The following is a 24905-nucleotide window of genomic DNA, read 5'->3' as shown; positions in this document are numbered from 1 at the left end:
GACACCGCGTTCGGACGGCTCAGCAGCCGGATCGATCCGGCGTCGACGGGCTCGTTCTGGGAGCTGACCGCCGACAAGAACCTGCGATCCTTCGACGATGTGGTGGCGCGGCTGGGCCGCAATGCCGCGGGTCTTCATGTCCTCGCCGGGGAGCCGGCGTCGGGGCCGCGCCGCGTGCTCGATCCCGCGATCTACCGGGAAGCCGCGCTGCGACTGGACCGCCATTTCACGATCTCCGTCATCGACTGCGGTTCGACCATGGACGCGCCGCTCACCCAGGAGGTCCTGCGCGACCTCGATGCGCTGATCGTGGTGTCCTCCCCGTGGGCCGACGGCGCATCCGCAGCCGCGCGGACCATGGAGTGGCTGGCGGATCAGGGCCTGGCCGCGCTGTTGAGCCACACCATCGTGGTGCTCAACGATTCCGACGGTCATGCCGACAAACGCACCCGCGCGTTGCTCGCCCGCGAATTCACCGACCATGGCCGGCCGGTGATCGAAGTGCCCTTCGATCCCCACCTGCGGCCCGGCGGCGTGATCGACGTGGGTCACGAGATGGCCCCGGCCACGCGGCGCAAATTCCTCGAGATCACCGCGACCATCGCCGGATACTTCGCGGCGCGTCCGCACGGCGGCGCAGACCACGCGGGCATGCCGAACTAAGCCCGCGCCGACGGGTCGGCGATCGCCTCGATCTTCATGACCCGGGCCCCGCGGATCGTCAGCACGATGACGGCGAACAGGCGGCGCTCGCTGAAGGCCAGCAGCACCGGTCCCCCGACGGGTCCGCTGACCAGGGTCACGTCCGGCCACAGGTAGCGCAACAGGTTGGTGGCCACCGCATCCGGCCCGTGGTTGATCTGCTGTGGCGGCGCCGGGTCCGCGAGGATGGTGCCCACGCCCCACACCGTCGGATCCAGGACGGCGGCCAACGCTTCGAGGTCACCGTTGGCGCATGCGGTGATGAACTTCTCGGTCACCAATTGGTGTTCGGCCGAGGCGACTTCACTCAATTTCGGCTGTGCCGCATGGAATTTCGTGCGCGCCCTGCGCGCCAGCTGGCGGCAGGTGCCGACCGGGCGGCCCACGGTCTGCGAGATCGAGTCGAACGGGACGCCGAACACGTCGTGCAGCACGAAGGCGACCCGCTCAGCGGGGCTGAGCCTGCGCAGGACTTCGAGCAGGGCGGTGCGGATCTCGTCGTCGAGCGTGACCCGGTCGGCCGGGTCGAAGCGGGGCGGCGCCGGTTGCTCGGCAACCTCTCCGGGCCGTTCGTATCGGGCGCGGGCCGAACGCACCTGGTCCAGGCACAGCCGGCTCGCCACCACGGTCAGCCAGCCCCGGGCGTCCTCGATCTCGCTCACGTCGGCGCGCGAGAATCGCAAAAAGGCCTCTTGCGCAACGTCTTCCGCGTCGCCGATGTCGCCCAGCATCTGGTAGGCGAGGTTGACCAGGTATGGGCGGTGCCGACGCCAGGCCTCGCCGACCTGGTCGCCGGTGGACTGCGACTGGTTCATGACTCTTCGACGATCTGCTGGGGCGAAAAGTTACACGTTCTGCCGGGTAACTTTCCCACCTTTTGCCTCGTCGTTTCTCCCAGTGCACAAAGTTCACGGAAAGGATGCTCGTCATGACCATCGTCGTCACCGGTGCGACCGGCAACGTCGGCCGCCCACTCGTCACCGAACTGCTGGCCGCGGGAGCCCGCGTGCGGGCGGTCACCCGGCAACCGGGGCCGGCCGGATTTCCGCCCGAGGTGGAGGTGTTCGGCTCGGCCGCCGAGGCGCTACCCGGTGCCTCCGCAGTCTTCCTGAATTCGCGGGCGCTGGGTGCGCAACTCGAAGACGTGGTGGCCCGGTGCGGGCCCGCCGGTGTCAGCAAGCTGGTGGCGTTGTCGGCGATCAACGCCGACGACGACGTCGCCCGGCAGCCGTCCCGGTTCCGCGGCGACCGCAACCGGGAGGTCGAGCGCCTCGCCGTCGACTCCGGTTTGGATTGGGTCAGCCTGCGGCCCACGGTGTTCGCCACCAACTTCGCCGGAATGTGGTCGGCGCAGATCCGCGCCGGCGACGTCGTCGCCGGACCCTACGCCGCGGCATCGGCCGCCCCGATCGTCGAGAGCGACATCGCCGGCGTCGCGGCGCACGCTCTGCTCACCGACGAGCTTGCCGGGCAACGCATCCCGCTGACCGGTCCGCAGGCCTTCACCAACGCCGAGCTGGTCGAGGTCATCGGCGCCGTCCTGAGCCGGCCGCTGCAGTACCTCGAGATCCCCGCCGATGCCGTGCGGCAACGATTCGTCGGGTTGGGCTTCAGCGCCGGATTCGCCGACGCCTACCTCGCCATGCAGGCCGAGACGCTCGACAACCCGGCCCTGGTCACCCACGACGTGGAGAAGATCCTCGGTCGGCCGCCAGTCCCGTTCGCGCACTGGGTTTTCCAACACCGAGCGATGTTCAGCAACGAGAAACAAGGAGTCTGAGATGACCGATCCACGCCCCCCGCGCTACCTCAAGCCCATGAACAAGTTCATGATGGCGGTCCAACGGTTGGGGATCCCGACGGGGCCCGCCATGGTGCTCACCGTGCCCGGCCGCAAGTCGGGCCAACCGCGCCGAACCCCGATGACGCCCTTCAACTTTCGGGGCGGCCTCTACGTCGTGGCCGGTTACCCCGGCGCCGACTGGGCCGCGAATGCGCGGGCGGCCGGCACCGGCACGCTGAGCCGCGGCCGACGGTCACGCCCGGTGCGGATCGTCGAACTCTCCGCCAGCGAGGCGCGACCGGTGCTGCGCGCCTTCCCCACCGAGGTCCCGGTCGGGGTGGCCTTCGCCAAACGCTCGGGCATGGTGCGGGACGGCACCCCCGACGAGTTCGAGGCGCTGGCGGGTCGGTTGGCCGTTTTCCGCTTCGAACCGGCCTAGCCGCGTCACCAGACGATGGCCGCCATGTCGCGGTTGTCCGAGCACACGCTGCGCACCGCGGCCTGGATGTCGGCCGAGGTGATGATCTGCAGATCCTCGACCGTCACCGGTTGACCCGCCCGCTTTTGCGCCACCACCCGGGTGTCGCGGAAACCCTCGGCGCGCTCCACGACGTTGCGGGCGAACCTACCGTTCTGCATGGCGTCGATGCCGTGGCGTCCGCCCGGGGTGGTGTAGTTGCGGATCGTCGTCGCCGCGTCCAGGAACGTTTCTTTGGCGCCATCGTCGAGCAGGCTGGCGCGCGGCGTGGCGTAGCGGTGCGCGATCTCGACGATCTCCGCCGGCGAATAGGACTCGAAACGCAGCTTGCGGTTGAACCGGCCGGCCAAACCCGGGTTCACGGTGAGGAAGGCGTCCACCTGATCTTCGTAGCCCGCCCCGATGAAGCAGAAGTCGAACCGGTGCACCTCCAGCGCCACCAGGAGCTGGTTGACGGCCTCCATGCCGATCATGTCGGGCGTGCCGTCCTGATGGCGCTCGATCAGCGAGTAGAACTCATCCATGAAAATGATTCGGCCCAGCGACTTTTCGATCAGCTCGTTGGTTTTGGGCCCCGATTCGCCGATGAAGTGGCCGCAGAAATCCGACCGGCGCACCTCGCGGATCTCGGGGTGGCGCACGATCCCCATGCCGGCATAGATCTTGCCCAGCGCCTCGGCGGTGGTCGTCTTACCGGTACCGGGCGGACCCACCAGCAGCATGTGGTTGGTCTGACCCTCCACCGGCAGGCCATGCTCGAGCCGCATCATCCGCACTTCGAGTTGGTCCTCCAGCGCCGCGACCGCTTGCTTGACCGCGGCCAGTCCCACCTGCTTGGCCAGCAGCTTGCGGCCCTCGGCCAACAGCTCGGCGCGCACGTCGGCGGCGGCGGCGTCGTCGAGTTCGTCGCGGCTCTTGGCCGACGAGGCGTCCCATCGATCGGTGCGGCTGTTGATGGTTTCCTCGTCGGTGACCACCAGGTGCAGGTTCGGGTCGGCCAGTGCCTCTTTGGCCGCCTCGGTCAGGACGCCGTTGATGGTGGCCTTGGACAGCCAGATCTGGGCCTTGTCCTCCTCGCGCAGCTGACGGTGCACCATCCCCCGCACATAGGCCAGATCGGCGACCAGCAGCGGAATGTCGGCCGGTCCGATCGACGCGGTCAGCACATCGGCGTCGAAGCGCGACGACGACTGGGTGTGCCCGATCACGTCGACGCGGTCCAGCCAGTCCAGCGCCACCCGGCCCTGTCCGAGGTGGGCGGCGGCATGGGCGGCCAGCGCGCAGATCGACGCGGTCACCGCCGACATGACGATGGCCTGGGCGGGCAACTCGTCGGCGGCGGCCAGCAATACGTCCGGCCAGCGTTGGGTCCGGTACATCAAGAACGTGCGGGCCAGCTGGTGCCACTGATAGTTGGTCCAGGAATCGAGCAGGTCACGGTTGGCCAGCAACCGGTCCGCCTCGGCGTACTCCCCGGCGATCGTCAACGCGGACGCCAACGCCAGCCCCACCTGTGACGCGTCGGTGACGGTGATGCCGATGTAGGGACCCAGCTGGATCTCGGCGGCCAGCGTCTGCCCGATGCGCGTGGTCTCGCGGTGCAGCCATTCGCTGGTGGCGTAGAGCTGCCGCAACGACGCCAGGTCGTTGTCACCGCACGCGATGCGCCCCAACCAGGCGTCGGCCATCGACGGGTCGGCGTCGGTGGCAGCGACGAACTCCGGCAGCGCCGCCGCCCGGCCCTGCCGGCTCTTGATCGCCATGGCACGATCGAAATGCCTTCGGGCGGTTTGCAAATCACCCATCACAACCCCTCGCGGCACTGCGCTCATCACACCGTGCCTCAAACTCGTGTTTCTGACCTGCTACGTGCCGACCGAGATGCCCACCGGCTCGAGACTGACGTAGCGGTTCTCGGCGCGGAACATGTCCATCTCGACGAGCCAATTCTCTCCTGCTGCACTGACGTTGACCACCGCCGGCCCGAGTTGCTCGATGATCACCTCGAAGCCGTTCCGATGCGCCTCGGAGAGCTGGGCCCCCGCGGGGGCGATGGTGATCACCGTCGCCGGTCGCGGGGTCGGGGAGATCGCCGCCTCGATACCGCCGCCCTCGAGCGCGCCCGCGCCGCCCCCCCGTCGCGGGGCGTACTCGACGACGCTGACGGTGGTCCGCGGTGCGGGACGCGGGCTGTTGACCACGCTGATCTCCGGCATGCGCACGCTGATCCAGCGCGACATGTCGCGGGTGTGCACGCACACCCGTTCGCCGGCGCCGGCGGTCCGGATCACGATCCGCTTGGCGATCGGGTCGTCGGCGGCGACGAACACGCGCGACAGCTCACCGGCGTCGGTGACCGGCACCAGCAGCCGGTCACCGTTGCTGAGCTTGCCGATCAGCACGCCCGATGGTCCGATCTCGGTGATCAGCTCGGCCGGCAACGGGCTGCGCCGCAATCCACGCAGGTGCGGACGGGGGCCACACATGTTCGCGGCCGCCGCGGCGGCCTGCTCGCCGTTGAGCCGGCGCAGGATGACGCTGGGCGGCGTCGGTGCCGGCGTGGGTGTGCGCACGGTGATGGTGGCGGTGCACGTGGCGTCCGGGAAGACGGTCACGTTCTGGATGACCTCGTCGGCGCGCAGCGTCCACGCCTGCGAGAGGTTGCGTGACGTGATCGCCTCGGCCGGATACGCATAGGTGGTCATCCAACCCGCTTCTCCGCGTATGGCTTTCCATCGCTGCACGGTTCCCGACACCGCGTCCCACCCCAGCCGGCGGTCGAGCTCGACGAGGTCGGTGGCGGTGGCCACCTTGGCGCGCAGCCCCTGGCAGCGCAGCAGTCCGGCGATGCGTTGTGCGACCGAAATGGCCGCCGCGCCAACGGTCGTGCGCCAGAACAGGGCTTGGGCGTTGTCGATCACCGCCAGCCGCATGATCAGCCACGTCTCACGCCGGCCCGCGTAGGGCGGGGTTCCGATCTCGGAGTCGTAGACACGCGGAAAGTCCCCGATAGTGCCGTGCCGGGAGCCGATGGTGACCACGCTGATCGAATCGAGCTGCAGGCCAAGCGCCTGGTGCAGCATCGGCACCAATTCGACGATGTCCAACACGTTTTCGGTCTCGACGCTCACCGAGCCGGTCACCCTGGTGGCTCGGTGACCTCTGCCCAGCAACTGCACCGCGACGACGGCGACACCGTCTTGGACGCGGACGCCGCCACCGGATCGGTTGTTGGCCACGGTGATCGGGGCCGTCCAGTCGATCGGGCGCCGGCCACGCCGCCACAACACCGCCCACGACCACCGGGCCCGCAACATCGCCATCGGGTTTTTGGGGACCGTCGCCGCCGGCGTGCTCGTGTTCGCGATCGCGGCCCGGTTGCGGAGGGCCCGATGAGGCCCGACCTGACCGGCTTCAGCCGCGGCAGCAATCGCCGGGTGGTCGGCGTGTGGGTGGTGTTCCTGCTCGGCTTCGCCGGCTGGCTGGTGGGCGGCTACATCGGCGCCGCGGTCGCCGTGGTGGTGGGGGTCGCGCTGGTGTTCGTGCGCTGGTGGGGTCAGCCGGCGTGGTCGTGGGCGGTGTTGTGGCGGCGTGGCCGGGGTGATGACCCGGCTTTGCGCGCCGGGAGCCATCCGATCGCCGGGCGGGATGTTGAAGGTCAAGGCGGCGACCGGATCCACCATCCCGTATCCGACCTTGTTGTCCACGCCCGCAGGCGGATTGTGCGCCGACTGCACGATCCGGTTGATCACCTGATGCGCGCTGAGTTCGGGGAATTTCGCGCGCACCAGCGCCGCGACGCCGCTGACGTAGGCCGCCGAGAAACTGGTGCCCCAGAACGGCATGTTCTTCTCGCCCGGTCTCGATGGCGGGTAGGCATTCACCGGGCCGCCGCCCTGCGGTGAGAGGCCCATGATGTGGGTCCCGGGGGCCGCCACGCCGACCCACGGACCGGTCATGCTCTTGTCGAGCGGGGCACCGCTGCTGTCGACCGCTCCCACCGACAGGACGTAATCGGAGAACCACGACGGCGCCGAGACGATCTTGACCTCGTGCCAGTCCCGCGGATCGGACGGATCCAATGGGTCATACGTCGGGTTGTTGTTGCAGCCCGCTTCGCCGTCGTTGCCGGCGGCCGCCACGATCACGGCGTCCTTCGCGGTGGCCGCGTACCACAGCGCCGCACCGAGGGCCCGCTGATCGGCCGGGGCCGCCGCGGGCAGGCACGCGGTGACGGAAATGTTGATCACCTTGGCCCCCATGTTGGCGGCGTGAACGACCGCGCGCGCAACCGAATTCAGCGTTCCGGCCTTGACCTTCTCGTCCGAGTAGGGGTCTCCCGGCGGCGGGTTCACCGGCTCGAAGGCTCGTGAGGACTGCCGGATCGAGATGATGGTCGCGTGCGGGGCCACGCCCACCACGCCGTCGGGCGCCCCCGGGGGGAGCGGCGGCACCGCGGGTTCGTCTTCGGTCTGCGGATCCGGCGGCCCGTTCGACGCGGCCGTCGCTCCGCCGCCCTCCGGCGGCGGGGGCGGCGGCGGTGGCGGCGGGGGCGGAAGCACCTGGGTGATGGTCACCGGCGGCGGCGGTGGTTTGGGCGCCACCGGGGGCGGCACCTCGACCGGCGGGGGCGGCGCGCCGGCGATCGGCGGCGGGCCCGCCGGCGGCGGGAACGCGGGAGTGGCGGGCATCGGCCGCGGCATCGGCAAGATCCCTTGGGGCGCAGCGGCGATGATCGAGCTGACGATCGTGCCGTGCGCGTCGCAATCCGATAGGCCGTCCTCACCCATGATGTAGTCGCCGCCGGGGACCGCCGGCAGTCGCGGGTTGGGGGTGACGCCGGTGTCGATGACGGCCACGGGCACCCCGTTGCCGGTGCTGTACTGCCAAGCCTTTGTGATGTTGAGCAGGTTGAAGCCCGGGGCCAGCTGCGCCACGTCGGGGTTGCGCACGGTGATCGGGGTCGAGCAGCTGTTGGCACGGCGCATCGGCTGATCGGATCGCGGGGGACCGTCCGGCGGCACCATACCCGGATCCACCGGTGGTGGTGTAATGGCAAGCGCGACAGGGGTATTGGATGATAATGCGACCAATGTGACAGCGGCGGCCACCGCCGCGGCCCTTCTCAGTGGCGAATCCACGTGAAGAGCCCTCCCAAGGCCGCCGCCGCTGGCAGCAAGACGATGAACGCGAGCACTTCCACCCACTCGACGGTCAACCGGATGAATGGCCTAAACCGCATCGCCGGCACCAAAAGCGCTGCGGCCAAACCCAATGCGGCGAAGGTCGCCACCGCCACCGCGGGCCACATCAACCCGGCCATCACGTCGTGCGGCGCGGCGACGGCATACTTGACCACGCCCGCGCACACCGCCGCGGACGCCCCGCACACCAGGGCGATGGCCTGATACTTGGCGGCGAACCCGCGACCCTGGGTCAGGAAGATGCCGGCCACCAGGCCGGCCACCACCAACGCCAACCACGCCCACGGGCGCCCCGGCGCCAGCACGCCCCACACCGCGGCGGGCAGCACTATCGACACGCCGACGCACAGTCCCACCTGGACCGCGTTGACCAGCCGCGCCGAGGCGGCGATCGCGGCGCCGCGCGCGCTGATGTCGGTCAATTCATTGTCCTCGTCTTCGGATTCGTCCTCGCTGACCGGGGACACGGTGTCGACGGGCATCCCCTCGCGCCGCGCGAACAGGTCCCGCCCGGTGATCGATCCGAAATGCGGCGGCCGGACCCGGGCGACCCACAGCGCGATCAGGGGAGCCATCCGGACCAGCACAAGCAGTCCGACCAAGACGCAGACCGCCAGCACCTGAGCCGAGGCCGGCCGGAACATCCGGACGGCGGCGACGGCGGTCAGCACCCCGAAGACCGTCACCACCGCGGTGACCACCGCGGTCTGCCAGCGGTTCCGCGCCGTCACCCCGATGGCGATGGCGCCCAGGATCACGATGACGGCGCCGATCAGCCCGTGTGCCGCGCCGAGCCGCCCCGGCGGCGCGCAGCCCCCGGCCGTGGCCAGCGACAGGACCGCCAGCCACGCGAAGCCGCTGAAGAGGTCGCGCCGCTCCCGCCACCCGCTGCGCACCACCAGCGTGGCCACCAGCAGCAGGACACCGACGGCGCCGGCGACCGCGGCCGGGACGGGGCCGTCGGTGAATGTCCGGGCGCGCAGCGTCAGGGCCACCACGACCCCGACCGCCATGGCGATCACCGCGACCGCGGTGTGGGCGGCGGTCAGCGGCGTCACCGGCGCGAACATCCGATCGCCGCCGTCGCGGCCCAGCCACTTGCCCATGGCCGCCAATCCCGTGGACAGCGACTCGTACTGCGGTTCGAACGACTCGCCGTCCACCCTGGGCACCAGCACCAGGGTGTCGCCGTCCTGGACGCCCAGCTCGTCGAGGCTTTTGTTGATGTCGAGCCGGACGCCGTTGATCTTGTGCAGTTCGTAGCTGCCCGCCGGCAATGCGATGCCGTCAAAGCCTTTGCGCTTCAGGTCGGCGTCGAACAGCTCGACCATTCCCTCGAAGAATCCCTCCATCGGAATTCCGGCGGGAAACACCTGGGAACACAGATGCTTTTCGTAAGAAATGTTGACCGCACAACGCGCCGGGAAAGCGACCTTATGCGGCGCTGTCACAGCACCGACCGCTCGGCGTCAGGAATGTATTTGTCCGCCAGCCCTGCGGTGATTTCGAAGAGACGCAATCGCGTTTTCTTCTTGAGCTCGTGAACGGTATCGATGATGCCACCTTTGGCGAGGTGGGGATCAAACGGCAGCACTTCGACCGTCGCACCGACCTTGGTGAAACGCTCGGTCAAGTACGCCAACGCGTCCTTGTCGGTGATCTGGTCGGTGTGGTTCACAATTACGGTGCTGCGCGAAACCAACTCGTGGTAGCCCTGCGACCGCAGGTAGTCCACCGCCCGCAGCACCGGGCGTGACCGGTCCGCGGTGATGCCGGAGACGAACACGAGCGTGTCGGTGTTCTCCAATACCGGCTTCATCACCTCGTGTTCGAGGTCGGGGGAGGTGTCGACGATCATCACGGTGTGGGTGCGTCGCAGGCGCGACAGCACCCCGGAGAACATCGCGGGCACCAGCGGCCTGGGCTGGTCGGAGGTCCGGTTGCCGGCCAGGACGTCAAGCCCAATGACGTTCTGGCCCAGATGTTCTCGGATATCCGCGTAACCCTGGACATCGGTGTCGTTGATGATCGCGGTGTAATCGCCGGGCGGGGATTCGTCGATGCGGTCGGCCAGCGTTCCGAAGCCCGGGACGGCGTCGATCGCAATCACGTTCTGCGGCCGGCATTCCCGGAACACACCCCCGAGGCAGGCGACGAGCGTGGTGACGCCCACGCCGCCCTTGCCGGAGACGACCGTGATGACGTATTGCCGTCGAATATGCCGCCGGATGCGATTCTGCAAATCCCGGTAGTGCCGTTCCCGGGGGGACTCGCCGGGATTTATTTTATGAAAAGAGATGGTGTAAATGAATTTCCGCCAGCCCGACCCTGGTGGAATTTTCCGCGGCGCGGCCAGATCGGTAATACGCATGGTGTCCGATACCGAATCCGGGAAGTTGCTGGCCCCTGACGGATCCCCCCGTCTGAGCGCTCCTTCGTCCGACATATTCGGGTCATTCCAAGGGCTCGTCACGACGAGATGCTAACACGGTTGGCGATACCGCGTTTACTCGTTCAGAAACCTTTCAAGCACGACAGACGTTGCTATTCCAAGGCTTTGGTTATCTAAGTTACTTTCGGCAGTTCGCTTGCGGCGCACCGTCACACCACTCGTCGATACGAGTGCCACTCGTCGCCCGCGGGCAATCGGCGGATGAGCCGTTGAATCGCGCCGCCGATGTCGGTGCGCGACCCGGGCGAAAGAATCTGGTACTGACGCTGCCCCGAGGTCACGCTCTCGATGCAGATCCGGCCGGCGGGAGTGTCGACGATGGACACCGTCGCATCCCCGACGGCGATCCGTGCCAATTCGTCGGGCCCCACCCCGGCCTGCAGGCCGACGATGTTGGCGTGCGCGGAGCGCGCGGGATCGGCGGCCGTCAGCACCATCTGCAGCTGGTCGGCGTCGAGGCGTTGTTCCAGCAGGAACGATCGCAGGCTGGCGGTGTCGCGCACCGAGCTCAATAGCTGCTCGGTGTCCAGGGTGACCGGGCGCAGCGGCGCCGCCTCGGCCACGCCGCACAGCCGCTCGATTTGACCCACCACCAGGTCCCTGGCCGATGCCTCGTTGTTGGCCGTGCCGGCGGGATACAACCGCACCATGTCGGCGTGCCGTTCCAGGACCACCCACCACGTCGCGAAACGGCAGATCGATGCCCGGGTCGGCTCGCGGCCTGGGACCCCGATCATTACCAGCAGCCCCAGGTCGCGCCGCAGCAGAACCGTCAGCCACTCCCGGATCATCGGGTCGACCTCGCCGGCCTCATCGAGCGCACCGGCGGCCATCAGCTCCGCGGCCGCGGGGTGGCTGCGGGCGCGCTCGGGGGTGTCCAGACGCGGCAACATGGGCCGCAGGCCCAGCTCAGGGCAGGTTTGCTCCACCCCGGTGATCGCCTGCAAGACCCATAAGCCGTCGACCGTCGTGGTCAGCATGTCGCCTTACCTCACTCAGTGGGACGCCCGACCGGTGGATAAGAGACCCAAAAGGTGGGGCACATACGCCCGGCGCATCTGCCCCACCCTTGTTTGTCTCGGTGTGGTTGTGCGGACTCAGAACAGACCGGCGATGTGCTGGTCGGTGCTGAGCGCGTTGTCCAGCACGTGGGAGGTCGTCACCCCGTGCTGGCGGATGGTGTCGATGAGCCCCTGCAGCCCGGACAGCATCTGGGCCTGGGCCTCGAAGAAGCCCGATGCGCCGTGGCCGGCGAAGAATTCCTGCAGGGCGTGCGTGCGGTTGGAGGTGTCGTCGAAAATCGACTGCAACTGGCCGGCGCGGGAGGCGACGTCGGTGGCGAAGTCGGCTACGGCTCCCGGGTTATAAGTGATCGGGTCGGACATGGTGAACTTCCTTTCAAAAGACCATTAATGAAATGACGAATGACTGGGTGATCAGGAGCCGTGGCCGCCGAATAGCGCGCTAAAGGCGTGCGAGGAATCCGCCTCGTGGCCTTCCATCAGCGCCGCCGCCTTCGTCAGGCCCTCGGCCAGACGCGTGCCGCCGGTCAAGACTTTATTCAAGTCGTTTTGAACCTCGATGGCCGTCGCGTGCGACGCCGTCACAGCAGAGCCAGACCAGGTGGATGGGTTCATCACGTTTTCTTGATTGGCGACGTATCCCTGGCCAATCCCGATCGCGTGCTCCATGTTCGCTTGGATAGCGTTGGAAGCATCGCGAAGCATTTGCGGTGTTACTTTGATTGTCACGGAATTCTCCTTCTCCGGTGGGCCGCCCCCCGTGAGGGCATGAAGCGAAGTGTATGGCGGCTATTTGGACCTGTCGATTCACCTTTCACCAGGGGGTTGGCTTCACACTCGAGCGTCGACGACCCGCACGGTCGCGGGCTGGTCGGCCTTGTCACGGGAGCCGCGGTCGCCTCCCGCCCCGTGCCCCACGGGCATACCGCCCATCGGAGCACCACCCATCGTCGTGGTCTGCGGTCGCAGGGCCTCGGCGCCTAGTGCCCCGGCCGGTCGCAGTCCCACCGGCCGGCCACCGGTGGCGGGCTCGAAGGCGCTGACCGGACGGGTGAAGCTCGTTGCGGGCACGCCCGCACCGCCCACGGATGCGCCCCCGCCGACGCCGGCCTCCGCCGCGGAGAGCCCAGTGGTGGCCGAGACCGTCGAGACGGCCGGGGTCGCCCCGCCCATGCCCAGGGCACCCGGATTGGAGAACATGCCCATCAGCGGCTGCATCATCTGCATCGGCGCCTGCATCATCTGCATGGGGGCCTGCATCACCTGCGGGACCGCTCCCATCAGCTGCTGCGCCGGCTGCATCAACGAGGTGGCCTGACTCATGAAGTCCTGGCCACCCGAGGCCGCCCGGCCGGCTCCCTGCGTGCCGGTCTGCGCGCTCTGCATGGCGGCGCGCATGCCGTCACCGGCCCCTTGTTCCGCCGCGGACTCGCCGATCGCCGCGGCGGCCTGCGCGGGCGCGGCCGGTGATGCGCCCATGGTGGCGACCGGCGGCGGAATGGTCAGGCTTTGTGACAGGGCCGTCAGGATCGTTCCGTAGCTGGCTCCGACGGCGGAGTTGTTCGGCCACATCGACCCGAAATATTCGAGCTCCAGCGACGTGATGCGCGGGGTCAGTGCGCCAAGCACCAGCGGGTTGATGCCGTAGTCGGTCGCGGTCTCGGTGCGGTTCTCGATGCACTCGGGCGCGGGACGCATTGATCCATAAGCCATTTGATATGCCGAGACCGCGGTCGAGACCACCGCCGGTTTGACGTCGACCCAGCCGGCCAGCCCGTGCAGTGACGCGTTCAGTGCGGTCGCGTTTGCCGCCGAGGCCAACGAACCCGAGCCCGTCCAGCTCGCCGACGTCGCGACGGTGTTGATCGTCGACGCGATGCTGGAGCCGTGATGGGTTGCCGCCAAGGCGGTCCAGGCGGCCTGGTTGGCCAGGTGAGTGATGACGCCGGCCCCCGCCTTGAGCAGCAGGTCGTTCTCCTCAGGCGTACGCGCAGCCCACCCCGGATCGGCCATGCGTACTTCCCCCTTTTACGTCGCTGGGCCCTAGGCCCCGATTGCCATCGTCAAGCTGCGCATGAGCTCCGTGACGACATATGTGCTCGAGGCGATGCTCTGCGCGCCGGCGAACAGGCCGCGCTGGGCGGCGTGCTCGGACACTACGCCCAGATAGCTACCGCCGCAGGCGTTGAGCGCCGCGGCGAACATGGCCGAATCGGGGTCCCCACCCATGGGCAGCACCCCCAGCAGGACGGGCGCCGCCGCCGAGGCGGCCGCCTCGGTCTCCGCGCTGATTGCCGTCTCGGTGCTCGAGGACGCCAGAACCGTTTCTGGCCCGACTGACACAACCATGATTTCCCTCCGAACGCTCAACCCAAATCCACGTACTTGGGGCCTTAGTGTAGTGCGGTTTCGTTGATCTTGTATTCACTGCGACTATGGCCGGACTCAAGGCCCGGAATTCCGTTAAGCAACACCAGTCCCAAGCGTGAAATCACTGGATTCCCAGACGGAGTCGTCAATAAACCTCAGTCGCCACTCAAGACTCGGCAGCCACAAATGCACCTCCGCCACCTTCTGTGCATTGCGATGCCGCTTTATTTAATCACGGTCGTGATGGCACACCGCTTCGAGTTTGATGCCGAATGGGTCATACCAGAACGTGGCGTAATAATGGCCGGGATATTGCGGGAAATGGCCCGGCGGATGAATGACCGTACCGCCGATTCGAACGACATGATCGTGCACGGCTCGCACTGACGACCGGTGCCGCACAATGAATGCCAGGTGTTGCAGCCCCGCTTGCTGCGCTGAGTACTCGTGCGGCTCGAGCGCTGGATAGAAGAACAGGAAAGTGCCCGGTTTGTTCTGGGCGGGCCGATAAGAAAACTCGTCGTCGGCATGAAAGAACGGCTCAAAACCGACAAGGGGCATCAGCGCGTCGTAGTACCGTTTCGCGGCTGACAGATCGGGCACGTTGATGCCGAGGTGGCCGAGCATGCCTCATTGTGCGATATCGACGGCGCGGTGCACGCGGGGGCGGGCCGGCCAAAGCGATCCGCCGCTAAGCCGGTCCGCGCCCGTCACCGGCCAACCGCAACAGCAGCCGGGTGCCACCGAGCGGACTCGTCTGCAATGCCGCTGTGCCACCGTGCAATTCGGCCTGCTGAGCGACCAGCGCCAAGCCCAGCCCCGAGCCCGACCGCGAGGCCGTCGAGCCCCGGGCGAACCGCTCGAAGACCGTGGCACGTTCGGATTCCGGCACCCCGGTGCCGTCGTCGTCGATCGCGATCTCCACGCCCTCCCCAGAACTGCCGACCGTCAGCAGGATCTTGCCGGCGTTGCCGTGTTTGACGGCGTTGGCGATGGCGTTGTCGATCACCAGCCGCAGCCCGGTGGGCAGCCCGATCATCAGCACCGTCGGCGACGGCACGAGCGAGACCTCCACATCGGGATAGACGCGCAGGGCGTCGTGGGCGGCGCGATCGAGCAGCTCGGTGATGTCGAACGGGACGAAGTCGTCGACGGTCGTCAGCTCGCCCTGGGCCAGCCGCTCCAGCGCGGTCAGCGTGGCCTCGATGCGGCTCTGGGTGCGGATGACGTCACCGATCACCTCGTGACGCTGCTCGGGTGGCAGGTCCAGCGTCGAGAGCACCTCGAGGTTGGTGCGCATGGCGGTCAACGGCGTGCGCAACTCGTGGGAGGCGACCGCGGCGAAGTCGCGGGCCGATTCCAGCGCGGCCTTGGTGCGCTGCTGCTCCTTGCCGATGCGGGCCAGCATTCCCTCGACCGCCTCGGCGATCTCCACGGCCTCGCGCACGCCGCGAACCTGTACCTCGTCCGGACTGGACTGGGCGTTGATCGCGCGGGCCTGCTGGGCCAACAGCAGGAATGGGTTGACCATGATCAACGAGATCACCCAGCCCACCACGACGGTGCCGCCGATGACGCTGGCGCAGATCAGCAACACCCGCAGGTGCAGTTCGTTGATCCGATGCTGGGCTTCGGCCAGCGGCGCGGCCAGCGCTATCGAGGCGGGGCCCGCGGTGAAGGTGCGGACCCGGTACTGCACCCCGTTGATCGTGGTGTTGGCATAGCCGTCGGGAAGCTGGGGCAACACGATGCTGCTGGGGACCGAGACGGTCACGCCGCCGATACGCGCGGTGCGCACCAGGTTGCCGTCGGGCGCCGGCCGGTCCGGACTCGCGTGCTCGGCGTTGTTGAGCAGGCTGCTGATGTCACCCAGGCTGCTGACCGAATCGAGCCGACGATCGAGCTGGCTGTACTGATCGTTGGTCACGCCCACCCACACCCAGGTGCCCAGCAGGACCACGAGCGTCATCACCGATATGGCGGCGACGATGACGATGGTGCGCAGCGACAGCACCCGCATCGGCAGCTGTACACGCGGTAGGACGCGAATGTCAGGCTCCTTCGGTGGGTTCGCCAATCCTTCTCGACAAACCTTGAGTACAACCTCACAGCAGTACCGGTTCGGCGCGATCAAGCGCAGTGGCGTTTCGCAAGAATTTAACGCTAACCGCATCGCGCGCTCCCTCGTCACGTGCCACAACCGGGCCGATTTTGCCCTGACCAGGGTGAGTGAGTACTCTCTCACCATGCTCGCGTCCGGACGTGACCGGCTGCTGTCCGCGGCCCTGCGGCTTTTTGCCGCCAAGGGCTATGCGGCGACGTCGGTGGCCGACATTCAGCGGGAATCCGGCCTGGCGCCGGGGTCCGGGGCCCTCTACAAGCACTTCGGCTCCAAGCGCGAACTCCTCGAGGCCGCGGTCGCGCACCGGATCGACAGCATCGTGGCCGCGCGCGAGCAATACGACGCGGGGCAACCGGGCAGCGTCGAGCGGGCGGTGCGCATCGCCGGCCAGCTCATCTGGAGCAACCTCAAGCAGAGCGAGGACCTGCTCAAGGTCATGCTGCGCGAGCCCGACGAGCTCGGCGATCTCGATGAGAAGACGTGGCAGGTGATCACCGACAACGCCTACCAACGCTTCGCCGACGAGCTGGCCGCGTCGAATCGGTCCGGCCGCACCAGCATTCCCGACCCCGAAGCGGCCGCGGCCGTCGCCATCGGCTCGCTGTCCTACGCGGCGACGCTGCAAGCGCTGACCGGTCGCCTGCCGGGCAACACCGACGAAGAACGCTACTTCGAGGCGTGGGTCAACCAAACGGTCAGCGTCCTCGCCCAGTACACAAACCCCCGAAAACCCTTGAACACCAATGATTCAGGAGCACAGCTGTGACATTCTCCATGCAACTGTCCGACGACGTGATCGAAGTGCGCGACTGGGTGCACAAGTTCGCGGCCGACATCATCCGTCCGGCCGCGGCCGAATGGGACGAACGGGAGGAAACGCCGTGGCCGGTGATTCAGGAGGCCGCGAAGGTGGGGCTCTACTCCCCCGACTTCTTCGCGCAGCAGGCCGCCGAAGAGACCGGGCTGGGGATGCTGACCGCGTTCGAGGAGATGTTCTGGGGTGACGCCGGCATCGCGCTGTCCATCATGGGCACCGGGCTGGCCGCGGCGGCGCTGGCCGGCAACGGCACCCCCGAGCAGCTGGGCCGCTGGCTGCCCGAAATGTTCGGCACCGCGGACGAACCCAAGCTGGGAGCCTTCTGCTCGTCGGAGCCCGACGCGGGGTCCGACGTCGGCGGCATCCGCACCCGGGCGCGCTACGACGAGGCGGCCAATGAGTGGGTGCTCAACGGCACCAAGACCTGGGCCACCAACGGTGGCATCGCCAACGTGCACATCGTGGTGGCCTCGGTCTATCCCGAGCTCGGCACCCGCGGCCAGGCCAGCTTCGTAATCGGTCCGGACACCAAAGGTTTGGCGCAAGGCCAGAAGTTCAAAAAGCACGGGATCCGCGCATCGCACACCGCCGAGGTGGTCCTCGACAACGTCCGCCTGCCCGAGGACGCCATCCTGGGCGGCCGGGAGAAATTCGAGGCCCGGATCGCCCGGGTCAAGTCGGGTGCCTCCACGGGTGGCCAGGCGGCGATGAAGACCTTCGAGCGCACCCGGCCCACGGTCGGAGCGATGGCCGTCGGCGTGGCCCGGGCCGCCTACGAGTATGCCCTCGAATACGCCAGTCAGCGCGAGCAATTCGGTCGCAAGATCGGCGAATTCCAGGCCGTGGCGTTCAAGCTCGCGGATATGAAGAGCCGCATCGACGCGGCCCGGCTGCTGGTGTGGCGGGCCGGCTGGATGGCGCGCAACAACCAGAACTTCGACTCGGCCGAGGGTTCGATGGCCAAGCTTGTCGCGAGCGAGGCCGCGGTCTACGTCACCGACGAGGCCATCCAGATCTTGGGCGGCAACGGATACACCCGCGACTACCCGGTGGAGCGGATGCACCGCGACGCGAAGATCTTCACCATCTTCGAAGGCACCAGCGAGATCCAGCGTCTGGTGATCTCGCGTGCGCTGACCGGGTTGCCTATCCGCTAGCGGCCCTGCGGCGCGGCGGCGTCTGATAGCTTCTGCGGCACACCAACCGTTAGGGGCTGACGTGAAGCGTGCGGTCATCGCGGCACTCGGGATCGTCTTGGTTGGCTGCTGTGTCGGCGCGCCCCGGGCGACCGCGGACAACCCCGCGTGCACGGCGTCGACGTGCGCGTTTTTGTCCCCGTCCCGCAACATCAGTTGCGAGATCGACTACCAGCGCGATCCCGGCATCCCCGACGAGGCCTACTGCCAAACGAACGAGCCGCCCGCGTCCGTGCGCCTGTCCACCACCGGCGCGGTGACGAACTGCACGGGCACGTCGTGTCTGGGCAACGCCGGCATCGGCACGCCGGTTCTGGCCTACGACCACACCGCCGGAGTGGGTCCGTTCAGTTGCACCTCCAAGCCCGACGGAGTCACCTGCACGGTGTCCTCGGGCCGCGGCTTCACGATCTCCAACGCGGGGATCGCACCCGTCGGGTGACCTTGTGCGCCATACAGACATGATGACCCAATGAGCACCGAGATCCGGGTTCTCGACACCGAGGACGAGCTCATCGCCGCGGCCAGATTGTTTCGCACCGCGATGGTGGGTCTGCCGCCGCTGTCGAACCTGCCGCCCGGCCAGATCACCAAGCTGCTCGACCCCGGCCGCACCATCGGCGCGTTCGTCGACGGACAACTCGTCGGGACCGCGGACGCCGTGACGAGCACGCTGACCCTTCCCGGCGGGGCCACGGTGAACCACGCCGCCGTGACCCACATCGGCGTGCTGCCGTCCTTCACCCGGCGCGGCATCGCCACCGCATTGGTCGGCCACCAGCTGCACGACGTCGCCGCGCGCGGCGAGGTGGTCGCATCGTTGCGGGCCTCGGAGGCCACCATCTATGGCCGGTACGGCTACGGGGTGGCCAGTTCCTTTCAGAGCGTGGAAATCACGACCGCGCCCGCGGCGTTTCGGCCCGGCGTCGGGTTGGGCGGTCCGGTGCGCCTGCTGGACGCCGCCGTGGTCTGGGAACTCCTGCCCCGCATCTACGACACCAATCGACCGTCTCGGCCCGGCACCATCGACCGTCCCGGCGTGTGGTGGGAAAGCGCCCGGCTTCGCACCGAATCGTCTTCGGGGGCCTGGTATGTCGCGGTGCACGGCGACCGGGGCGCCGAATCGGGTTTCGTCCGCTACCGGCCGATCAATACCGAGAATTGGTTCGTCAGCGAGCAGCGCACCGTGGTGGTCGAAGACTTCTTCGCGCCCACCGCCGACGCGTATCTCGGGTTGCTGCGTTTCCTGCTAGGCCTGGATCTGGTTGACCGCGTGCTGTTTTGGATGCTTCCCCTCGACGACACGCTGCCCTGGCTGTTCCTCGACCGCCGGGCGGTGAAGGTCACCGCGGTGCACGACGAAACATGGCTGCGGGTCATCGACGCGCAGCGTGCGCTGGCGGCACGCTCCTATGTCGGCGACGGAATCGTGACGATCGCGGTGAATGACCCACTGCTGCCGGATAATTCGGCGAACTTCAGCATCACCGGTGACGGCGCCGAACCGACGACGCGCGGCGCCGACGTCCGCGTCGGGATCGAGGGACTGGGCGCCGCGCTGCTCGGTGGCACAACCTGGCGCAGCCTCGCCGAAGCCGGCCTGGCCCGCGCCGACGATCCGGTGGCGCTGGACGTGGCCGATCGGCTGTTCGCGGTCCCCGAGGCACCGCACGCCGGGACGTTCTTCTGACCGGTCAGCGGTTCGGGTCCGACCGCTGCACCGCCAGGCGTACCCCGGCCGCGACCACATCGGGCTGGTGAACCTGGATGAAGTGGTCACTGCCGGTGGCGATCAGGTGCGGGGTCTGGGGCCGCAGCGCGATCAGATCCGCGGAGGCGTCTCGCCACGCCTGTTCCAGCTTCGCGCCCTCCTCGGGTGCAACGGTGCCCGGGATCGCGAACGGCTCGGTCCTTGTCAGCACGACGGTCGGGACCGGCGGGAAAGCCGGGGCCGCGCCGACTTGTTCGACGCTCTTGTCGATGTCGATCTCCTCGAACGTCGGCGAATTCGCGAACTGGGCCAACGGCTGGTCCAACGCTTGGCGATACGTCGGCCAGTCCGGTCCGAGCAGACTGGGTATCTCGATGGCGAACGCGTCGACGAACACCAGGGCCCGCACCTGATCCGGGTACGTCTGGGCATACAACCGGATGAACAGCCCGCCGAGCGAGTGACCGACCAGAACGTACGGGCCCGGAAGGTGGGCGGCGGCCAGTAACGCATGCAGATCTTGGACCACGTCCCGCGCGGTGCGCGGCATCGGAACCGGTGAGCTGCGGTCGGTGATGCTGGGCGGATCGGGATAACGCAGCGTGCCGGGCCGGTCGTAGGCGCAGACTCGGTGATCAGCGGCCAGGGCCGTCAATACGGCCGGGCCGATGGCCGGTGCGGTGGCGTCGGAGTTACTCCACGGATCCGATGAGTTGTGATAGCCGGACTCCAAAATCATTGTCGGGCCGCCTTTTCCGCGGCACGTGAGATAGAGGTGGCGCCCATTGCCGATCTCGACCCGGCCCGCGAAATCACCGCCAGATCGGGGTGCGCCGCGCTGCGCCGCGTCGCCGCACCCCGCCAGCGCGATCAGCAACGCGAGGGTCAGCAGGCATCGGCGAACACCCGCAGTGATTCTTCGGACCTCTCGCATCGCACGCATCGCGCTATTGTGCGGGTAAGCCGGCCCCACGTGAAGCATGGCCACCAGGATGCAACGAGCGAACGCGGCCGGCGCACCGGCTTCGAGCCCGGCTACAGCTACGCGCGCATCTACATCGGTCTATTCCCCGCGGGCTCACCTGATGCAGCGGGCGCTTCACTCGCAGGGCATCCTGATCCTCGCCGGAGCACCTCTGATGACGGGTGGGCTCGACAACGCAAGCGCCCGTACCCTTTTGGGTGTTGCCTTACTGCTCACTGCTGACGCGGACTACCCGCGTCGCCGCACGATCCGGGTCTCCACCGCGCCCAAGGCGCCGTCGGTGAGCTTGCCCAGGCCGGCCAACAGCACGATGGCCAGCAGCATGACGTCGGTGCGGCCGGTGTTCTGGCTGTCGATGAGCAGGAACCCGAGTCCCTTCGAGGACGCGATCAGTTCGGCTGCGACCACGAACAGCCACGCGTTGGCCAACCCCAGCCGCAGTCCGTTCACCAGCTCGGGGGCCGCGGCGGGCAGCATCACCGCCGTCAACAGCGAGGCACCGTGGCGCCCGTAGGCTCGCCCGACCTCCAGCAGGTGGGGGTCGATGTGGGCGAGCGCCGATGCCGTCGTCGTATACACCGGAAAGAATGCACCGATGGCGACCATCAGGATTTTCGGCGTCTCGTCGATGCCAAACCACAAGAGCAGCAACGGCACCCACGCCAAGGACGGCACGGTCCGAAAGGCGGCCAGGGTGGGCGCCAGCAGCCTGCGCACGGTGACCGACAACCCCACCAGTGAGCCCAACGCGAGCGCCACGCCGGCCCCGGCCAGGTAGCCGACGAGCACCCGCGAACCGCTGGCCTCCAGATGGGTCCATAGCTCGCCGTGCCGAAGCAACCCACCGAGTGCGGACACCACGTCGCCGGGAGGCGGCAGCTGGCTGGGAGCGAAGAACCCGGTGACCGCCGTGGCAAGCTGCCAGATCACCAGCAGCAATACCGGAACGATCAGGCCGACCAGCGCCACCGGCAATTTCGCCAGCCGCCCGGCCTTCGGCGTCAGTGCGCCTGCTGGGCGAACTTCGGCTCGAACAGTGTGTTCAGTGCGCTGCGGCCGGCGTCCTCGGATTTGATGTCGCCGTCCGCCACGGCCAGCGGCACCACCCTGGTCAGCACCGCGCGCAGCGAATCGTCCGGCACCGGCGAGATGTCCAACGCCGTTCGGCCCAGCTCCTCTTGCGCCACGCTCAGCGGTACTTTCGCCTGCGAGGCCAGCAGTGCCGCCAGCTCGGCCGGGTGCTTCGTCGCCCACTTGCGGGCCTCCTCGTAGGTATTGACCACCAACTGGACGGAATCGGGATGCGCCGAGACGAAGTCCTCACGCACGTTCAAGACACCGCCGGAGTTGAAATCGGGGTTGCGGTAGATGATGCGGGAACCCTGCTGCTGAATCGTCTCGGCCATGAACGGGTCCAATCCGGACCACGCGTCGACGTCGCCGCGCTCCAGAGCGGTTTTGCCGTCGGCATGCTGCAGGTTGACGACCTCGATGTCGGCGGGCGAAAGCCCCGCCGTGGCAAGCGATTGCAACAGGAAGAAGTACGGGTCTGTCCCCTTCGTGACCGCGACCTTCTTGCCCTTCAGGTCGGCCACGGAGTTGATGGGTGAGTTCTTGGCGACAACGAGCGCCGTCCACTCTCCTTTGGCGTACACGTCGACGGTCTTGATCGGTGTGCCGTTGGCCCGCGCCAACAGGGCGGGCGAACCGCCGGTGGAGCCGAAGTCCAGGGCCTTCGACCGTAGCCCCTCGTTGGCCTTATTACTGCCCTGCGACAGCACCCAGGTGACGTTATAACCCTGCTTTTCGAGCAGGTGCTGATCGCGGATGACCAGGCTCAGCGGGTTGTAGTAGGCGTAGTCCAGGTGCAGGTCCTTCGCCGTCGCCGTGCCATTGCTCGAACCGCAGGCCGACGCCGCGGCAACTATTGCGGCCGCCATCGCCATCGTCGTCAGATACCGCCGTTTCACGACGTTTTCGCCTCCTCATCGATCACGGACGACGCGGTTGCACCACTGCGTCGGGGCACGCCGAGTTCGTCCAGTAGCTGATCACGCAGCGCGGTGATGCGCGGGTCGCCGCGGTCGCGTGGTTTGGGAATCGGGATGTCGAATTCCGCGACGATCCCGGCGCCGCCGGTCGCATCGGCGCGCAGGATCAGAACCCGGTCGGCGAGAATCACCGCCTCGTCCACGTCGTGCGTCACCAGCACCGTGGTGGTGCCGGCCTCTTGTTGCACCGTGTCCAGGAGGTCCTGCATGCGCAGGCGGGTCAACGCATCGAGGGCGGCCAGCGGCTCGTCGAGCAGCAGGACGCTGGGGCGCCGGGCCAGTGCCCGGGCCAGGCCAGCGCGTTGCGCCATACCGCCGGACACCTGCCGCGGGTAGTGATCGCGAAACTTGGTCAGGCCGACGACGTCCAGCCAGTGCTGCACTGCGGCAAGGCCTTTCGACCGCCCAGCACCCGGCGTCAGGCCGAACTCGACGTTGGCCGACAGCGACCGCCAGGGCAGCAGGCGGGGTTCCTGGAACACCACGGCGCAGCGCGGGTCGATCCCCCGGACGGATTCGCCGTCGATCTCGATCCGTCCGGCGGTGGGCAGGTCCAGGCCGGCGATCAGTCGCAGCAGCGTCGATTTGCCGCTGCCCGACGCCCCCAGCAAGGCGACGACCTCGCCCGGTTCGATTTCGACGTCGACGTCGTGCAGCACGGGGTGCGTGCCGAACGTGCGGTTGACGCCGCGAAGTGACACACGCGCCGGCGCCGGATTGCTCGTCGTCACCTGGGCAGCCTAGGGACGTCCCCGGCCGGCCGCCAGGTTTGCGTTGATCATGATTCGAATGTGGCCTATTGCGCCCGAACGAATCCCGCGCCGACGGCCGGATTGAGCCCGGCGTCGCGCAGCACCGCGGTGGCGGTATCCGGCTGGACCGCACCGTCGGGCAGCGTGGCCGCCGGTATCGCCTTGATGCGGTAGAGGAAGTCGGTAGCCGTCTTGATCAGGTCGGCGCTCTCACCGGTGGGCGCGAACGGAAGGCGCAGCCGGATGCCCTCGGTGCTGCCGCCTTGCTCGGCGGGCCATTTGCGGTAGAGCGAGTCGCGCAGATCGGCCGCGGAATAGCCCTCCGTTTGGCTCTGGGCGAGGCGCACGATCTCGTCGGCATTGGCCGGATCGGCGAGGTAACGCTGGGCGTCGAGTTCCGCCTTCAGCCAGCTCTTGGCGATGTCGGGATGCTTGTCGGTGAACTCCTTGTCCATTACCAGGAATCCGCCGTCGTGCTGGCCGGTGAGCGCGCCGCTCGCAACGCGTTTGGCCAGTCCGGCGTTGATCAGTTTCGACGGCACCGGCTCCCAGACGATGGCGGCGTCGATGGTGTGGTTCTGGAAGCTTGACGTGATCACCTCGATGCTCTGGTTGAGATAGGCGGCCGGTTTGATGCCCAGGGCATCGAAGCTGGCCTGGGCGATGCGGTCGGTGCAGCTGCCCTGTGGCGTGGCGACGGTCTTGCCGTTGAACCAGGCCAGCGCGTCGCGTTGGTTGGCGAAGTTGGGCGCGTCGGGCCGCACCAGGAACACGCCGCATTGGTCTTCTGAAAGCCCCAGTGTGGCAACGATTCGCAAGTCTCGGGTGCTGCGCTTGCTCACCCCGACGATGGACGGCATGTCGCCCACGTAGCCGATCTGCTGTTTGCCGGCCAGCAGCTGGCTCACCACGATCGAGCCCTGCAGGCCGACCTGGAAGTCCACCGTCGAGCCGCTCGGCAGGTATTTCTTCCAGAACTCCTTGCCCCGCATGACAACACCCGACCACGCCTCGGTGTAATACGGCTGGTAGCCGACGGTGAGGTGCACCGCCCCGCCGCCAGAGACGATGTCTTTGCCGCCGATATTGCCGACAGCCGCGCAGCCGACGGCGGTCAGCATCGTTATCAGGGCAACGGCGAGGGTGTGTGTCAGTCGCATCGGCGTCTTTCTGTCGTCAGCGGTGCGCAGCTGTCGGGGCTCGCAACAGCTCCATGGCACGGTGTTTGATGTTTTGCAGGCGGTCGTCGTTCAGTAGATC

24 protein-coding genes are annotated in these 24905 nt (G+C 67.8%); 7 read left to right on the top strand and 17 right to left on the bottom strand.

Annotation, left to right across the window (positions count from 1 at the left end; translation table 11 throughout):
• Positions 1–663 (top strand): MinD/ParA family protein (locus tag A5624_RS20385; RefSeq protein WP_066870118.1); only part of this gene is annotated, 663 nt, incomplete at its 5' end.
• Here A5624_RS20385 and sigI read toward each other — a convergent pair.
• Positions 660–1517: an RNA polymerase sigma factor SigI gene (sigI, locus tag A5624_RS20380; protein WP_066870115.1), complete on the bottom strand. Its 858-nt coding sequence runs from the start codon at positions 1515–1517 to the stop codon at positions 660–662. The genes A5624_RS20385 and sigI overlap by 4 nt on opposite strands.
• A gap of 113 nt (positions 1518–1630) precedes the next feature.
• On the opposite strand from sigI, the gene A5624_RS20375 reads away from it, so the two are divergent.
• Complete coding sequence (locus tag A5624_RS20375; RefSeq protein WP_066870126.1) at positions 1631–2482, top strand: NAD(P)H-binding protein; 852 nt, start codon at positions 1631–1633, stop codon at positions 2480–2482.
• Position 2483: 1 nt separating this feature from the next.
• The gene (locus tag A5624_RS20370; protein WP_066870112.1) at positions 2484–2924 is read left to right on the top strand and encodes a nitroreductase family deazaflavin-dependent oxidoreductase; all 441 of its coding nucleotides are present in this window, start codon (positions 2484–2486) and stop codon (positions 2922–2924) included.
• 5 nt (positions 2925–2929) lie between these two features.
• Here A5624_RS20370 and eccA2 read toward each other — a convergent pair whose 3' ends face one another.
• From eccA2 to A5624_RS20310, 11 genes are all read right to left on the bottom strand, one after another.
• On the bottom strand, positions 2930–4768 hold the full coding sequence (gene eccA2 / locus A5624_RS20365; protein ID WP_197499471.1) for a type VII secretion system ESX-2 AAA family ATPase EccA2: 1839 nt from the start codon (positions 4766–4768) through the stop codon (positions 2930–2932).
• A gap of 60 nt (positions 4769–4828) precedes the next feature.
• The gene (gene mycP, locus A5624_RS29595) at positions 4829–8104 is read right to left on the bottom strand and encodes a type VII secretion-associated serine protease mycosin (protein WP_232002296.1); all 3276 of its coding nucleotides are present in this window, start codon (positions 8102–8104) and stop codon (positions 4829–4831) included.
• The gene (gene eccD, locus A5624_RS20350) at positions 8089–9618 is read right to left on the bottom strand and encodes a type VII secretion integral membrane protein EccD (protein ID WP_082976031.1); all 1530 of its coding nucleotides are present in this window, start codon (positions 9616–9618) and stop codon (positions 8089–8091) included. Before eccD ends, mycP begins: the two co-directional genes overlap by 16 nt.
• The gene (locus tag A5624_RS20345) at positions 9615–10640 is read right to left on the bottom strand and encodes a MinD/ParA family protein (protein WP_156749105.1); all 1026 of its coding nucleotides are present in this window, start codon (positions 10638–10640) and stop codon (positions 9615–9617) included. The genes eccD and A5624_RS20345 overlap by 4 nt, the downstream gene beginning before the upstream one ends.
• Before the next feature lie 128 nt (positions 10641–10768).
• Positions 10769–11599 (bottom strand): ESX secretion-associated protein EspG, encoded by an 831-nt coding sequence (locus A5624_RS20340; protein WP_066870103.1) that lies wholly within the window; start codon positions 11597–11599, stop codon positions 10769–10771.
• Positions 11600–11716: 117 nt separating this feature from the next.
• Complete coding sequence (locus tag A5624_RS20335; RefSeq protein ID WP_007771836.1) at positions 11717–12004, bottom strand: WXG100 family type VII secretion target; 288 nt, start codon at positions 12002–12004, stop codon at positions 11717–11719.
• A gap of 51 nt (positions 12005–12055) precedes the next feature.
• On the bottom strand, positions 12056–12370 hold the full coding sequence (locus tag A5624_RS20330; RefSeq protein ID WP_040630553.1) for a WXG100 family type VII secretion target: 315 nt from the start codon (positions 12368–12370) through the stop codon (positions 12056–12058).
• A 102-nt stretch (positions 12371–12472) separates the two neighbouring features.
• On the bottom strand, positions 12473–13654 hold the full coding sequence (locus tag A5624_RS20325; RefSeq protein ID WP_066870100.1) for a PPE family protein: 1182 nt from the start codon (positions 13652–13654) through the stop codon (positions 12473–12475).
• A gap of 30 nt (positions 13655–13684) precedes the next feature.
• On the bottom strand, positions 13685–13990 hold the full coding sequence (locus A5624_RS20320; protein ID WP_066870097.1) for a PE domain-containing protein: 306 nt from the start codon (positions 13988–13990) through the stop codon (positions 13685–13687).
• A 249-nt stretch (positions 13991–14239) separates the two neighbouring features.
• Positions 14240–14638: a VOC family protein gene (locus A5624_RS20315; RefSeq protein ID WP_066870092.1), complete on the bottom strand. Its 399-nt coding sequence runs from the start codon at positions 14636–14638 to the stop codon at positions 14240–14242.
• 64 nt (positions 14639–14702) lie between these two features.
• Entirely contained in the window at positions 14703–16031 is a 1329-nt protein-coding gene (locus tag A5624_RS20310) for a HAMP domain-containing sensor histidine kinase (RefSeq protein ID WP_066870089.1), read from the bottom strand.
• Positions 16032–16257: 226 nt separating this feature from the next.
• Between A5624_RS20310 and A5624_RS20305 the strand changes: the two genes are divergently transcribed.
• From A5624_RS20305 to A5624_RS20290, 4 genes are all read left to right on the top strand, one after another.
• Complete coding sequence (locus tag A5624_RS20305; RefSeq protein ID WP_066870086.1) at positions 16258–16899, top strand: TetR/AcrR family transcriptional regulator; 642 nt, start codon at positions 16258–16260, stop codon at positions 16897–16899.
• Positions 16896–18107 carry an acyl-CoA dehydrogenase family protein gene (locus A5624_RS20300; protein WP_066870083.1) on the top strand — a complete coding sequence of 404 codons (1212 nt, stop codon included), beginning with the start codon at positions 16896–16898 and terminating at the stop codon, positions 18105–18107. The genes A5624_RS20305 and A5624_RS20300 overlap by 4 nt, the downstream gene beginning before the upstream one ends.
• Before the next feature lie 61 nt (positions 18108–18168).
• Positions 18169–18588 carry a hypothetical protein gene (locus tag A5624_RS20295; protein ID WP_066870080.1) on the top strand — a complete coding sequence of 140 codons (420 nt, stop codon included), beginning with the start codon at positions 18169–18171 and terminating at the stop codon, positions 18586–18588.
• A 30-nt stretch (positions 18589–18618) separates the two neighbouring features.
• A complete protein-coding gene (locus tag A5624_RS20290) occupies positions 18619–19836 on the top strand; it encodes a GNAT family N-acetyltransferase (RefSeq protein WP_066870077.1) in 1218 nt (405 codons plus the stop codon).
• Positions 19837–19840: 4 nt separating this feature from the next.
• Here A5624_RS20290 and A5624_RS20285 read toward each other — a convergent pair whose 3' ends face one another.
• The 5 genes from A5624_RS20285 to A5624_RS20265 form a co-directional block, all read right to left on the bottom strand.
• Positions 19841–20800, bottom strand: a complete 960-nt coding sequence (locus A5624_RS20285) for an alpha/beta fold hydrolase (RefSeq protein ID WP_197519001.1) — start codon at positions 20798–20800, stop codon at positions 19841–19843.
• A 270-nt stretch (positions 20801–21070) separates the two neighbouring features.
• Positions 21071–21772 carry an ABC transporter permease gene (locus A5624_RS20280; protein WP_066870120.1) on the bottom strand — a complete coding sequence of 234 codons (702 nt, stop codon included), beginning with the start codon at positions 21770–21772 and terminating at the stop codon, positions 21071–21073.
• Positions 21773–21843: 71 nt separating this feature from the next.
• Positions 21844–22812: an aliphatic sulfonate ABC transporter substrate-binding protein gene (locus A5624_RS20275; protein WP_066870071.1), complete on the bottom strand. Its 969-nt coding sequence runs from the start codon at positions 22810–22812 to the stop codon at positions 21844–21846.
• Entirely contained in the window at positions 22809–23594 is a 786-nt protein-coding gene (locus tag A5624_RS20270) for an ABC transporter ATP-binding protein (protein WP_082990620.1), read from the bottom strand. The genes A5624_RS20275 and A5624_RS20270 overlap by 4 nt, the downstream gene beginning before the upstream one ends.
• 95 nt (positions 23595–23689) lie before the next feature.
• Positions 23690–24805: an ABC transporter substrate-binding protein gene (locus A5624_RS20265; RefSeq protein ID WP_066870065.1), complete on the bottom strand. Its 1116-nt coding sequence runs from the start codon at positions 24803–24805 to the stop codon at positions 23690–23692.
• Between the last annotated feature and the right edge of the window lie 100 nt (positions 24806–24905).

It is taken from the genome of Mycobacterium sp. 1482292.6, from assembly GCF_001672995.1.
GTDB lineage: Bacteria > Actinomycetota > Actinomycetes > Mycobacteriales > Mycobacteriaceae > Mycobacterium > Mycobacterium europaeum_A.
Note: the sequence above shows the minus strand (reverse complement) of the source record. Positions and strands in the feature narration are given on the sequence as shown.

What these genes read in the sequence shown, in the direction of transcription:
- sigI (WP_066870115.1), bottom strand. Translation starts at nt 1,517, where the DNA reads ATGAACCAGTCGCAGTCCACCGGCGACCAGGTCGGCGAGGCCTGGCGT.
- A5624_RS20375 (WP_066870126.1), top strand. Translation starts at nt 1,631, where the DNA reads ATGACCATCGTCGTCACCGGTGCGACCGGCAACGTCGGCCGCCCACTC.
- A5624_RS20370 (WP_066870112.1), top strand. Translation starts at nt 2,484, where the DNA reads ATGACCGATCCACGCCCCCCGCGCTACCTCAAGCCCATGAACAAGTTC.
- eccA2 (WP_197499471.1), bottom strand. Translation starts at nt 4,768, where the DNA reads ATGGGTGATTTGCAAACCGCCCGAAGGCATTTCGATCGTGCCATGGCG.
- A5624_RS20340 (WP_066870103.1), bottom strand. Translation starts at nt 11,599, where the DNA reads ATGCTGACCACGACGGTCGACGGCTTATGGGTCTTGCAGGCGATCACC.
- A5624_RS20335 (WP_007771836.1), bottom strand. Translation starts at nt 12,004, where the DNA reads ATGTCCGACCCGATCACTTATAACCCGGGAGCCGTAGCCGACTTCGCC.
- A5624_RS20325 (WP_066870100.1), bottom strand. Translation starts at nt 13,654, where the DNA reads ATGGCCGATCCGGGGTGGGCTGCGCGTACGCCTGAGGAGAACGACCTG.
- A5624_RS20320 (WP_066870097.1), bottom strand. Translation starts at nt 13,990, where the DNA reads ATGGTTGTGTCAGTCGGGCCAGAAACGGTTCTGGCGTCCTCGAGCACC.
- A5624_RS20315 (WP_066870092.1), bottom strand. Translation starts at nt 14,638, where the DNA reads ATGCTCGGCCACCTCGGCATCAACGTGCCCGATCTGTCAGCCGCGAAA.
- A5624_RS20310 (WP_066870089.1), bottom strand. Translation starts at nt 16,031, where the DNA reads ATGCGGGTGCTGTCGCTGCGCACCATCGTCATCGTCGCCGCCATATCG.
- A5624_RS20305 (WP_066870086.1), top strand. Translation starts at nt 16,258, where the DNA reads ATGCTCGCGTCCGGACGTGACCGGCTGCTGTCCGCGGCCCTGCGGCTT.
- A5624_RS20290 (WP_066870077.1), top strand. Translation starts at nt 18,619, where the DNA reads ATGAGCACCGAGATCCGGGTTCTCGACACCGAGGACGAGCTCATCGCC.
- A5624_RS20285 (WP_197519001.1), bottom strand. Translation starts at nt 20,800, where the DNA reads ATGCGTGCGATGCGAGAGGTCCGAAGAATCACTGCGGGTGTTCGCCGA.
- A5624_RS20265 (WP_066870065.1), bottom strand. Translation starts at nt 24,805, where the DNA reads ATGCGACTGACACACACCCTCGCCGTTGCCCTGATAACGATGCTGACC.